Raw genomic sequence first — 12,263 nt, forward strand, 5'->3', positions numbered from 1 at the left:
GCCGCGCCGATGGTTGTCGGCGCTTGGATATCTGCTGGCCAAAACCCGCCGCTGCTTCCCGACATAGGACGTTGTCCACACGGATGGTCTTGGGTGCGCCGCGGATAGATGAGATCCGCGTCATCACCTCGACTACCTGCTCACCCTCGATGCCTTGATCCACGTCGATTGCCAGCCGATCGGCTGTCGGGCCTTGTCGACCAGCTAGTTACGGCAAACTTGCTGGTGCGATTCCGACGAACAGGCAGAGCTTGCCTTGGCAGTCTGCATCTTCGCGATATTCATGTGGAAGAAGCCGAGTGGGACAGCGCTTGAAGCTGGCGTCCCGCCCACATCCGGTAGACGGAGATGTTGCGCCGTCGGAGATAGCGGTGCAGCGCTGAGCGGGGCAGGTGCGGGATCGATGGCCTCAGGGTGTGAAGTTGTCCAACGGCAGCAGCGTGCGGTGCCGGAACGCGACAATCATCGCCTCCTCGGCCTTGGTCAGCGTTGTTGAATGAAGGCCCCTTCGGGCCGGTCTTCAGATCGTCCATCGTCGTGCGCTTGCGCCACTTCCACAACGTTCTAAGGTTGATCCCCAACTGCCGACTTAACGGCGAGAGCGAAGCTTGCGATCACTGTACTGCTGCTCGGACGGTGTGCGCGGCCGTGCCGCTCCCGTAACAAATCTGGCGTTTCCTTCCGTTCCACTCAAAGGATCACACCATCAAACCGCTCAAACACCTAACGCAGAGGCAGCTTGCTACCGCCACTTGCCAGACTAAAAACCTCATCTCTGAATATTAAGAGTAACGTCCCCGCATAAATAGCAAAGCCAAGGCCGATTTTCACCGACATTCCGATAATAAGGCTGGAGAACGAGACCTTCCAAGACAACAAAAAGATACCTACGCCCATTACCGTGCTCGCCGAGACTGCTGGTACAAGAGCCAAAAGAACATCTCGCAACGAGCACTTTATGATCCTGCTAACTAAAAACGTCTGGACCGGCAATATCAAGAATGATCTGATTACGACAGCGAATGCCACCCCAATAATCCCATATCGAACAGAAACCAGAATTAATACAAGGCTCACGAAAACAAATGCCAAATTAACAATAGATTGTAGTTTTGGCTGTCGCGACACCATAATGACAGCTGAGTTGTACTGCATAACCGTAGAGCCGAAGAAGCTGATTGCGAGTGCGCTTAGAACGGGTGCGACACCGCCCCACTCCGTGCCAAGTAGTAAGTCGACGATGTCATCGGAGATGAGGGCTACGCCGAGGAAGACTGGTGCTGTGCCAAGCGCTGTGATCCGTAGGGCGCGTAGATACGCGCTTCTCAACTTACCGGGATCACCGCTGAACTGAACGAGAGTAGGAAGGGCAACCCGTTCTAGGGGCTTGAGTACAACCTGATTGAGTGCCGTACCTATACGCTTTGCTGAGTTGAACAGGCCAGTGCTGCGCGGTCCTAGGAAGTAAGCAACTGCCATTGTGTCGGCCTGGTATCCGATGAATCCAATCAGACTATTAAGGCTAACATGAGCAGCAAACCGTACAATACGTATAAAATCCTTGCGATCAAACGCAAGACTCGGACGCCAATTTGCAAGAATCATAATTGTTACAAGTGAAAGGCCTTGCTGCAAGAGTTGTTGCCATACAAGGCTCCATATACCGTAGCCGTTCATCGCCAGGTACAGGCCGCTAGCGCCACCGATGGCAATCGAAATGATTGACCGAACCGCTAAGCTGCGAAACTCGAGCTTCCGCACCAAGATAGCTTCGTATACTGTGGATAAGCCAAGTATCACGGTCGATGTTACCATGAACGGAACAAGTATCGACAGCTCTGCGCCAGGGAAAACTAAATCAAGATGTCGAGAGAAGGCGACTAATATTAAGCCGGTAGCTACCGAGGCAGCTATGTTTGTGGCGAACGCGACGGTATAGTCACTATCTCGAACACTCTTCTGCGAGTTTATTGAGCTGGCAACCGGTAGAAACACGAGCTGACGGATCATCTCTATTAAAACAATCGAGGTCGCCAGAGCACCAAATGCACTCGGTGGAAGAAAATGCGTGTTCGCAATAAAAACGATCAGGCTCAACGCCTGAGCCACGACCCCATCGAGCAGGGACCATATTGCCCCAGCAGCGCTGCGGCTGCTTAGCAGAGGTAATTTTCTTAGAATGCGCATGACGATCGGCGGCTATGAACTTCTCGGTAAAGGGCTGCGCAAAGTTCTCTACCTTTAAGCGCGCATCTTGGCGACCAAGCCCATTTTCATCGCTGAAATCACGGTTCTTACCGTCATTTGTAGCACGCGAACGTCGAGGCGGGAGGAAAGGCACAGGCGAAGCATGGCGGTTAGGGTTGTCGCGGACAAGGAGTGGGAGCGTATGGCGATCAGTCTCAACGTACTTGCCCGACGTCGTGCCTCAAGCCGATCCAATAAGTCTTTCGGAAGCGCGCCCGCGTTGCGAACACTGGAAAAGGCGAGCGATAGCGCCTCTTCGAATGTATCTGCCGTCGAACTCTCATGACTGAGGCTTTTGGAATGCAGCCTATAATCAATCACGATCCGATCGCATGCGGCGATCGTACCCTGCTGCGCCATCCTGACATAGAATTCCCAATCTTGGCTGCGGCGCAGGCCGGCTTTGAACCCGTGGGCGCGTCTTACCGCAGCTGAACGAAACAGCACCGCGCCGGGTGTATCGACAAGATTTCCTTGGAGGATGGATGCCAGAAGATTGCCGCTCGGCTTCGGCGACTTCTTCGCGCGGGAAGGCAGAGATTTGGAATCCTGATCGATATAGGCGACGTCGCCATAGGCAGCGATGCAATCCGGATCCTGATGGAGAAAGACCCTGAGCGCGGCGAGTGCGTCCGGCCGCAAGCGGTCGTCGGCGTCGAGAAAACAGACGGAAGGCGCAGAAGTGTGCGCAAACCCTGTGTTCCGAGCAACAGAAACGCCCGCATTCTTTTGTTCTATAACTTGAATTTTCCCAGGATACTCACGCGCTAGCTGATGCGCGACCGCCACCGTGTCATCTTTAGAACCGTCGTCGACAATCACGATTTCGGTTGTAACGAAATTGGATACCAACACGCTAGCCACCGTCTCGCGCAAAAAGGGTGCGGCATTGTAGGCCGGTATAACGACAGCGACTTCAGGCATTTTGCCTCCTGTATACAGGATCATCGAACAGTGAAACTCAGAACAGGCGCTGTTCCACGGCATATTTGAGTGCTCCGGTTTTTATCCGGCCTGAGGGTGGGCTCTCCGTGTTCAATCGGGCGCTCTGAAGGTCGCAAGGGGGCGTATTCGACCGGCATCAGCCAGCCTAGCGATGTCTGAGGGCGGCTCTCGCTGTAGTCCCCTCCTGTTAGACCTCGATCTTGGGCTTGGGCTTGGCGTCCGACAGCGGCAGGAACCATCGCACGCTCAGGCACTCGCCGCGAAGGCTGACGTTGAACCATTTCACGAAAGCATTGTCCGTCGGCTTGCGAGCTGGCTGATGCCCAGCGTCACACTGTTCTCATAGGTCATTGGTCGATCCTCATAAGCCCGGACGCCGCAACATTCGACCCGTTGCCATGGCGAACAAACTAAGAGCCTTGAAGCGGGCCTGATTATCATGAGCCGAAGAATCAGTATATTTGCCTTGCCATCTACTGCGTGACCTCACGAAATGCTATCCTGGGTGCGTAGTCACCCGATTGCGGTCAGAGAAGTACATGATCCCTATCTTCCTTATCAACCTTGATCGGGCAGCCAACCGGCTCGCTTTCGTGGCTCGCCGCCTTGATGCGCTCGGGTTGCCCTTTGTCCGGATCGCCGCTGTTGATGGTGCTAAGCTGGTGTCGACGGATCGCGCCACCTTCGTTGCGGCGCGCCCGCGCGACGGTAAGCGTGGCTGGCGCGACGGGCAGATTGGCTGCTTTCTCAGCCACTTCGACGTCTGGCAGCGGATCGCGACAGGAGACGCGCCGTTTGGCCTGGTGCTGGAGGATGATCTGCACGTGTCAGAAAAGTTGCCGGAGCTGCTCGGTGGCATCGGATGGATGCCGGATGACGCTGACGTGATCCGGCTGGAGGCCACGGGACAGTGGCTCGCGCTCGGCCGGCCCGTGGCGTCGGCGGCGGGCCGCTCCGTCCGACGCATCCGGTCAGCTGCCTGGGGCGCTGGCGCCTACCTTTTGTCCAAGCATGCCGCTGCGCGGCTGATCGCGTCCGACCCGGCGAGCCAATCACCGGTTGACGACTTCTTGTTCAACCCCATGTCCTCACCGCTCGCCCGCTCATTCGTGACGTATCAGGTGGTGCCCGCGCTGGCGGTGCAGGACAAGTTCAGCGCCGACGCGGCTACGGTAGAAGGTTTTGGCAGTGATATTGAAACCGGCGCCGTGAACCAACGGCTTCGCGGGCTATCAGCCCTGCGACGACGCATCACCTCGGCGTTGCGCGGCAAGACGGCGGTGGAGTTCGCTTGAGCTAGCCTTCTGGGTACCGAATTCGTCGCTGCGCGGCGATACCGCAGTGCGGTCTTTTTGGATGCTTCGCCTTATTCAAAGGGTGGCGCGCAGCCGCGTGACAAAAGTGGTTCGATCTGGCGCGATTTGCCTCTAGAGGTCGATACAGTCGAATGGGCTGTTGACCTGTGGGCTACTGTCGAACAAAGCGTCCAGGCAGTGGCGGGGAGCGCATGCGTCTGATGCAGGTGTCCGGAATGTTTGCAACGCCGCGCTGCCGGCATCGGTCTTGGTTGCCATTGCAGATGGGCGAACGGGATTGACCGTGGTGGTGCTCAGGCAATCCGTGCACACGTTTCTTGGCGCGTTGCTCCGGCGAAGTGGGCGGGCGAACCGCGGGCTTACGCATTACGTACGCGCGCTTTAATCGTCCATGCACGTCCGCCACATCGTTCGACAGTTCGCCCCCATGATCGGCGGGTTGGAAGATGCCGTCGCCCAACTCGCCGTGCACCTTCAGGAGCGAGAGGGGGTCCGCTGCTCCGTGGTCACGCTGGATCGCGCATTCGGAAATCTCGCCCACCGTCTGCCGCCGACGGGTGAACATCTCGGCATTCCCATTCGTCGCATCCCATTTCGCGGCTCTACACGATACCCGTTGGCCCCCGCGGTGTTGCGCGAACTTAATGGTGCCGACTTGGTACACGTGCACGGGATCGACTTCTTCTTCGATTTCCTTGTTGCCACTCGGCCACTGCATCGCCGCCCACTGGTCGCCTCCACACATGGCGGCTTCTTTCACACCAGCTTCGCGTCGCGAACCAAGCGTATCTGGTTCTCGAGTGTGACGCGCGCGTCGGCCACCGGCTATCGCCGCATATTTGGGTCCAGTGAGAGCGACGCCGCCATGTTCCGTCGCATTGCGCCAAACCGGACGGTGGCGATCGAGAACGGCGTCAACATCGAAAAATGGCGTGGATCAGCCTCGCTCACGCCCCAGCCAACGATGATCTTCATCGGTCGGTTCTCCGTGAATAAGAATGTTCCCGCACTGATCCGGTTGGTTGCGGCTCTGGGCGCGCCATGGCGCCTGATCGTGGCCGGCCAGCCATCAGATCTGTCTGCAGACGATCTGCGTGTCGCGGCAGTGGAACAAGGTGTCGCTGACCGGGTAGATGTCCATGTCAGCCCAGACGATACGGCCATTCGCGCACTCATCGGACAAGCAAGTTACGTCGCCTCGGCTTCGCAGTATGAGGGGTTCGGACTCAGCGTTGTCGAGGGTCTGTCGGCGGGACTGGCTCCGTTGCTGAGCCCAATCGCGCCGTTCCGGCGTTTGGTCGAACGGACCGGGTGCGGCTTGATTTTAGACTATGAGGCGCCGGCGGCATCTGCCGCTGCATTAACTGCGTGGCACCGCAACACGCCAGGGGAAATCGACAGGAACGTTGCCGCTGCTGCCGCATTCGGCTGGGCAGGGGTGGCTGCACGCTTCGCCCACGAATATCGCGCCGCGATAGCTGGAGTGCCTCTCCATTCTACGGATTGCGTCGACGGATGATCGGCACGAAGAACATGGCATCTGTCGACGACCTTACCCGCTCTCCGCGACAAGTCGCTCCATTAGCGAAACCGCGCGCCGCGCTGAGCCTCTCGGGCGGGAAGCTCCAACGCGCCTTATTCCTGCTGCCGCTTGCGGCAACCTGCTATTCGACAGTCTTAGCAATTTTGATTGCCCGCGGTTTTCCAGGCTCCACTGCTTTGGTCGTAGTGATAGAACTGCTGCTATTAGGCGGGTGCATAGTCGTATGCTTCCGGAGCGGCCTCTCCCGCGAAGACGTACCCGCACTCCTGTTTGTCTACAGCTTCGTGGTAGGTGCCTTGGTCGTATCTATGATCGTCGGACGGCCTATGGTGGAGACGCTGCGCGCGAGCGCGATCATCGGACTCTTCGTACTGGTTGGTCAGCGTATGAGCTATCCCGTGCTAGATCGCTTGTTTGCAACCGTTACCATATTCGTTTTGATCGTTCTGCTGCTCGAGGTCTTCTGGTTAGACGCTTACGTTACGATCTTCTCACCCGCGAAGTTCTTCGCAGCTACGCGTGGTATCGAGGCGTCGGAGTTCAACAACACCGGGTTGTTCAACACGGCGACAAGCTATGAGGGACGGTTTGGTTTCGGCCTTTTCGACGGACCACGCGCTTCCTCTATTTTTCTCGAGCAGGTCTCTAACGCCAACTTTGCGTGTGTCGCAGCCATGTACCTTGCGGTGCGCGGGCGTGAACTGCCCCGCGGGCTCCTCTTTGTCGAGATTGCGACGGTAGTCCTGATCTTGGTTACAGCGAACTCCCGCTTCGGCTCACTGCTCGTCCTTCTGACTTTAATCGGCTACGGTATTTTTCCTCTACTGCCTCGGATTACCTTGCCATTGGGCAGTCTGGCGATCGTAGCGGGCGCGCTCGTGTTTATTATTCGAGATATTGACGCAATTGGGGACGACCTGCAAGGGCGCATCGCCTTCGCCGGGCGCGAGTTCCGTGAAGCGGACTTGTCTTTCTATCTGGGCGGTGACGCGCTTCGTTCCCTTGCCCAACGCGACGCAGGTTATACCTATTGGATCGGAACCACCACGATCTTCGGCATGATCATCCTATGGCTGTTCGTGAATCTGATGCCACGCATGGATGATGCACCCTCACGACGGCTCGGTTGGGGGCTGACATTTTACTTTCTTGGGCAGCTCCTTGTCAGCGCAACCAGTATCTTGTCGATCAAGACAGCTGCTTTGCTGTGGGTGCTAATCGGTTGCGTGCGGACCAAAGGCGGGGTGTTGGCGTCCGAGCATTCGCGGGCTTGAAGGTGATGCGCACAAATCAGCGGTGCTGGCAGGCGCTACTCCTCCTGCTTCCGCTCGCGGGCGTGGCGACCGCGGTATTGGCAGCGCTGATCCAGCAGACATCCATCCTCAATCCGAACTCGCCCCACCCCCATTCCCGTCCCGCGCTGCCCGAGCGGTATATGGGAGTTAACTTGGCGGGCGGTGAATTCCGAACGGAAATGCTCCCTGCCGTGCACGGGCGCGATTATGCGTATCCCGATGGAGCCGCAGCCTCGCCCTTCTTGGCCGCCGGTATGACCGCGGTGCGACTGCCGTTTCGTTGGGAGCGGCTTCAGCCGACGCCGATGGCGCCGTTGGATACAGGCGAATTGGCTCACCTGAACGCTTCACTCGAGGCGCTGCGCGGCTTCAAACTCGTGATCCTCGATCTACATAATTACGCCAACTACAAGGGTGTCAAACTTGGCACGGGCAATGCGCCAGGAGCCTTGCTGGTCGATTTTTGGACCCGCTTGGCGAAGCATTATCGCAACGATAGCCGAATTGCCTTTGGCTTGATGAATGAGCCGAATGGCATTGACGGCGCGCTCTGGCGCGATATCGCTCAGGAGACACTGTCAGCAATTCGCATCACTGGCGCCCGCAATTTAGTGCTCGTGCCCGGCTCCAATTGGACGGGGGCGCATAGCTGGACCAAAGGTGGCGAGCGCTCCAATGCGGCCCGCATGAGCAGCCTGCGCGATCCTGTGAGAAACATGGCGTTTGAGATGCATCAGTATCTTGATGCGCATTCCACGGGCACTAGCGACGCGTGCATCTCGCCCGAGCAGGTTGCAACTCGCCTTGCATCTGCCACGGAGTGGTTGCGTGAGCACCACGCCCGTGGCTTTTTAGGCGAATTCGGCGCGCCTCCAACCTCCGATTGCCTCGTTGCACTCGAAACCATGGTGAGCCTACTTGATGACGGACGTGATGTGTGGCTCGGCTGGACCTATTGGGCCGGGGGCGCCCGGTGGAACCATTATCCGCTCAGCATCCAGCCCGATGCGGGTGGTCCCAAGCCGCAAATGCAGGTTCTGATGCCCTACTTATCCCGTTGAAGGGGGTCTTTGGACCGATGGCTGCGGCTGTTGTGCGCTGCGGGACGATGCCCTAGGAGGTTGGGGGCGGAGGCACATGGCAAAATTTAGTATTCGAGAATGGTTGGTCAGACTTGGCCGGCGGCTTGAAGGAGCGCCGGCTCCGCGCAAGCTCGCCCCGGCTCCGCCGCTCCTTCTTGACGCGACTGTAGCACTGCCGTCCGCACCGCAGGTAGCTGACCGGATCGACATTGTTGAGCGGGCTGAGCCAACTTTGGATCGTGCCAAGATCCTCCGAACTTTCGATTCGGCGCATCCGGTGCGAAAACGTAACGAATTATTCGGACGCGAAGAACAGCTCTACGAATTGCTGTCGGCGACGCTCGATTTGGGTCAGCACGCCATCGTGCATGGTGCACGCGGATCGGGAAAGACCTCGTTGGTACGCGTATTCGGCGACTATGCCGATCAACGCGGAGCCGTGGTCATTTATCTCGCCTGTGAGCCGCAGATGTCTTTCGCTGATCTGGTTCGACCCTATTTGCAGGCACTTCCCGCCGGAGCAATAGCGCTAAACGAGCGTTCGAGTTTCCGTCACGAGCTAGATGCGCTTCCAAATGAATTTGGTCCCCGAGACATGGTGGAACTGGTCTCGGAGCGCGTTACTAGGCCAACGCTCTTCATTTTTGACGAGTTCGATAGGGTAACGGATCCGGCGGTGAAGGCAGAGGTCGCCGCCGCTATGAAGCTTCTGGCCGATTCATTATCATCGGTCTTGTTCATGCTGGTTGGTATTGCACGTGATGTGGCGGATGTCGTCCGTGGTCATCCTTCACTTCGGCGACACATGCACGTTGTGGCGATCGGGCGAATCGAATCGACGAGTGTGGAAGCTCTCATTGATGCGGGGGAAATCGCTACTGGGCTGACCTTCGAAGCTGGAGCGCGGCACGTCATAGCCAGAGTGTCTTGCGGGTCTCCCTTTCACGTGCGGATGTTCTGCCATCACTCGGCGATCAGTTCTTTGACCCGCGGATCAACAAGCGTAGAACAAATCGACGCGCGCGCAGGGCTCCGGTCAGCCTTACGGCAATGGGCGTCGATGAACGTTGACGACGCACGTCGCTTTGTTACTTTAGTCGAAGATCCTGCACTGCGGCCTGAACTCGAACGGGTAGCGCGCGCGGCAGCGCTGGCGGACCGCTTACCCGCCGATAACGATGTTACGCACGAACTTCTTGCTGGGGCGCTCGCGCCTGATGGGAGTGATACAAGCTCGCTTGTGTTCCAGGATAGCGTCGCACCGCAATTTCTCATCGCGTATGTTATTCTGATGGAAGGTGCCGATTCCGGTACCGCGAAGCCGTTCGCTCGGGAAGGCTATTGATGCTGCCACTTGCCGATCTCGCCGCTGCACTTCGCATGCGCTGGCGACTAGAATTGCTGGTATTCATTTTGGTTCTTGGGGCGATCTTGCTTTGGACCGCCGTGTCACCTCGTATCTATGTGGCATCCTCTACCATATTGTTCGATGAGCCGTCAGTAGATCCGGTTCAGGGTACACAAACTGGACAGGATAATCTTGTTGCACTGCTGACGACACAAGCGGACGTGATTCGAAGTGATGCCGTTGCCGGGGAAGTCGTAAGAAGTCTTAACCTTGTGACACCGGCTGTGTTGGCGCGCTGGCAAGCTGCCACTAACGCTACGGGCGACGTTAACATGTGGTACGGTCATCAACTTCTTGGCAACGTCACCATCGCGCCTGAGAAAGGCTCACGCGTCCTCGCAATCCATTACACCTCGCCGGACCCGCAGTTCGCTGCCCTGATGTCCAACGGTTTTGCCTCTTCATACATCGACACGCGCCTCAAAATGCGCACTGACCCGGCCCGTACCTATTCACGCTGGTTTCAGGACCGCACGCGAGAAGTTCGGGGTAATCTGGAGAAGGCACAAGCCAAGCTCACGGCCTTCAAGCGGCGGACGGGTATTGTTGACAGCGGCGCTGCCGATGCCGAGGCTTCTCGCCTAGGGGAGCTATCGAGCCAGCTCACCTCGGCCGAGGCCGCGGCCGCGGACCTCCGCGCGCGCAGCGGCGGCAACGCATCCCAATCGCCCGACGTGCAGACATCAGGCGTTGTACAGGGACTTAGGGCGCAGATCGCCGCCAAGTCAGCCCAGATCAGCCAGATCAGCACCTCCCTGGGGCCCAACCATCCCGACCGGGCCGCAGCGGAAGCGGAACTTGCGGCGCTGCGCTCTAGGCTCGCAGGTGAGATCGGAAGTACCACACGATCCATTCAAATCGCCAGCGGTGCTGCCAGCAGTAAGGAAGCAGAGCTGCGCCAAAAACTGAATGCCCAGCGCGGACGAATGTTGAGCTTAGCGGGCGATCGTGCAGAGCTCGATGAGCTCCAGCGTGATGTAGATTCTGCTCGTACAGCATATGACGCCGTAACGGCGCGCCTCGAAACCATGCGCCTGCAGAGCGTTGCGCCCGAGACTAACGTTCGCCAGCTCGACTCCGCTACTGTCCCCTTGTTTCCTGCCAAGCCGAACATCCCGCTGCGCCTTCTGCTGGGGAGCTTTTTGGGAGTGCTCCTGGCGATTGGCGCCGCGCTGGCGATGGAGATGTGGCGTCCGCGCGTGCGAACTGCCCAAGGTACTGCGGGCATAGCTGGCGTACCTGTGCTGGCGGCAGTCAACCTTTCAAAATCGCGCGCCGGCGCATTGCTCGGGGGAACTGCGCAGTGAGAATTCGTTCGAGCGCATCAGATGCAATCGCCGCCGATCGATCTTCCGATAGTCTGCGTGAGCGCCGCCCACTTGGAGAATTGCTGGGCCTGGACGATGTTCAGCGCGAGAGGGTCGTCCAGCGTCAGGCAGAAACAGGTCACCTATTTGGCGAAACAACGGTGGAACTGGGCTTCGTCACAACCGAACAGGTCCAGCGTGCCATCGAGCAGCAGCAGGGCTTCTCCATTCTCAGGCAAGACGACCAACGGGTTGATCCCTTGATCGTTACTGCCTTTGATCCGGAGGATGTTCTCGCGCGGACAGCGCGAAGCCTCCGTGGGATCATCACGGCAGCCACGCGCCAAGACGGTAAACCAGTGCGAACCGTTGCCCTGCTTGGCCTCGACGCAGCTGCCGAACTGCCCGTCCTTGCGGGCAATGTCGCGGTTGCCTGCGCCCAGACCGGTGTCCCCACGCTATTGGTTGATGCCGAGCTCGATCAACCGCACCAGCATACGTTGTTCCGGGCCGGCAACCGAGCGGGGTTAGCGACTTTGCTATCAAACGGCGGACAAGGCGGCCTGGTTCAATCAACGGCTATTGTGGGTCTTTCACTACTTACAAGCGGCCCTCCTGTGCCGAACGCACCGGAGTTACTCGACCGGCAACGACTAGCGACGACAATCGAGCTTTTTGTCGAAGACTTCGACCTGTTGCTTGTCGACGCGGGTTGCGGCCCAAACGCTCTGGCTGCTGCGACTGGTCTCGACGCCTCAATTCTGTTCCTTCGACGCAATGTGTCTCGTACGCGTGACCTGCAGGTCGTGACCGAGCAGCTTGAAGCCAATAGCCAAGCCGTACTGGGTACGGTGCTGATCGACTAGGTGTTTGCACCTGAGGGCTGGTGGAGCCGGTTGACGTGAGGCAGGCAGGTTAGCTTGCATGCTTTGCAGCTGGCGTCGTACCGGGTGGCGTGCTCCCTGCAGCTCCGTCAATCTGAGCTAGAGTCCTCGCTTGTGACGAGCCGGACGTGAAGAGACCGGGTTCAACGAGGAACAGATGTAAGCGTGGCGTGAGGGCCGCCTTGCCCGTTTGGCCGTAGCCGGGATGCTTATCGTCTTTGACGAGGGCGCGGGCG

9 protein-coding genes are annotated in these 12,263 nt (G+C 58.3%); 7 read left to right on the top strand and 2 right to left on the bottom strand.

Going from position 1 to position 12,263, the window contains the following annotated elements; translation table 11 throughout:
- Positions 1 to 723: 723 nt before the first annotated feature.
- Complete coding sequence (locus ACH0BU_RS17170; protein WP_500264391.1) at positions 724 to 2,187, bottom strand: oligosaccharide flippase family protein; 1,464 nt, start codon at positions 2,185 to 2,187, stop codon at positions 724 to 726.
- Between the two features lie 54 nt (positions 2,188 to 2,241).
- Positions 2,242 to 3,171, bottom strand: coding sequence for a glycosyltransferase family 2 protein (locus ACH0BU_RS17175; protein ID WP_500264392.1), 930 nt, complete (start codon positions 3,169 to 3,171; stop codon positions 2,242 to 2,244).
- A gap of 560 nt (positions 3,172 to 3,731) precedes the next feature.
- On the opposite strand from ACH0BU_RS17175, the gene ACH0BU_RS17180 reads away from it, so the two are divergent.
- The 7 genes from ACH0BU_RS17180 to ACH0BU_RS17210 all read left to right on the top strand — a co-directional run bounded on the left by ACH0BU_RS17180 (position 3,732) and on the right by ACH0BU_RS17210 (position 12,009).
- Positions 3,732 to 4,487 (top strand): glycosyltransferase family 25 protein, encoded by a 756-nt coding sequence (locus ACH0BU_RS17180; RefSeq protein WP_052742345.1) that lies wholly within the window; start codon positions 3,732 to 3,734, stop codon positions 4,485 to 4,487.
- Positions 4,488 to 4,935: 448 nt separating this feature from the next.
- Positions 4,936 to 6,027, top strand: a complete 1,092-nt coding sequence (locus ACH0BU_RS17185) for a glycosyltransferase family 4 protein (RefSeq protein ID WP_500264393.1) — start codon at positions 4,936 to 4,938, stop codon at positions 6,025 to 6,027.
- Positions 6,024 to 7,325, top strand: a complete 1,302-nt coding sequence (locus tag ACH0BU_RS17190) for a hypothetical protein (protein WP_046406732.1) — start codon at positions 6,024 to 6,026, stop codon at positions 7,323 to 7,325. Before ACH0BU_RS17185 ends, ACH0BU_RS17190 begins: the two co-directional genes overlap by 4 nt.
- Positions 7,326 to 7,330: 5 nt before the next feature.
- On the top strand, positions 7,331 to 8,407 hold the full coding sequence (locus ACH0BU_RS17195) for a glycoside hydrolase family 5 protein (RefSeq protein WP_046406743.1): 1,077 nt from the start codon (positions 7,331 to 7,333) through the stop codon (positions 8,405 to 8,407).
- A gap of 76 nt (positions 8,408 to 8,483) precedes the next feature.
- Entirely contained in the window at positions 8,484 to 9,773 is a 1,290-nt protein-coding gene (locus ACH0BU_RS17200) for an ATP-binding protein (protein ID WP_082102617.1), read from the top strand.
- Entirely contained in the window at positions 9,773 to 11,143 is a 1,371-nt protein-coding gene (locus ACH0BU_RS17205; RefSeq protein ID WP_082102616.1) for a GNVR domain-containing protein, read from the top strand. The genes ACH0BU_RS17200 and ACH0BU_RS17205 overlap by 1 nt, the downstream gene beginning before the upstream one ends.
- Positions 11,140 to 12,009 carry a P-loop NTPase family protein gene (locus tag ACH0BU_RS17210; protein WP_500264394.1) on the top strand — a complete coding sequence of 290 codons (870 nt, stop codon included), beginning with the start codon at positions 11,140 to 11,142 and terminating at the stop codon, positions 12,007 to 12,009. Before ACH0BU_RS17205 ends, ACH0BU_RS17210 begins: the two co-directional genes overlap by 4 nt.
- The last annotated feature ends 254 nt before the right edge of the window (positions 12,010 to 12,263 follow it).

This window comes from Sphingomonas olei (assembly GCF_045369765.1).
GTDB classification, from domain to species: Bacteria; Pseudomonadota; Alphaproteobacteria; order Sphingomonadales; family Sphingomonadaceae; genus Sphingomonas; species Sphingomonas panaciterrae.

Coding starts and splice junctions, on each gene's coding strand:
- ACH0BU_RS17185 (WP_500264393.1), top strand. CDS start 4,936: ATGATCGGCGGGTTGGAAGATGCCGTCGCCCAACTCGCCGTGCACCTT.
- ACH0BU_RS17170 (WP_500264391.1), bottom strand. CDS start 2,187: ATGCGCATTCTAAGAAAATTACCTCTGCTAAGCAGCCGCAGCGCTGCT.
- ACH0BU_RS17190 (WP_046406732.1), top strand. CDS start 6,024: ATGATCGGCACGAAGAACATGGCATCTGTCGACGACCTTACCCGCTCT.
- ACH0BU_RS17200 (WP_082102617.1), top strand. CDS start 8,484: ATGGCAAAATTTAGTATTCGAGAATGGTTGGTCAGACTTGGCCGGCGG.
- ACH0BU_RS17175 (WP_500264392.1), bottom strand. CDS start 3,171: ATGCCTGAAGTCGCTGTCGTTATACCGGCCTACAATGCCGCACCCTTT.
- ACH0BU_RS17180 (WP_052742345.1), top strand. CDS start 3,732: ATGATCCCTATCTTCCTTATCAACCTTGATCGGGCAGCCAACCGGCTC.
- ACH0BU_RS17205 (WP_082102616.1), top strand. CDS start 9,773: ATGCTGCCACTTGCCGATCTCGCCGCTGCACTTCGCATGCGCTGGCGA.
- ACH0BU_RS17195 (WP_046406743.1), top strand. CDS start 7,331: ATGCGCACAAATCAGCGGTGCTGGCAGGCGCTACTCCTCCTGCTTCCG.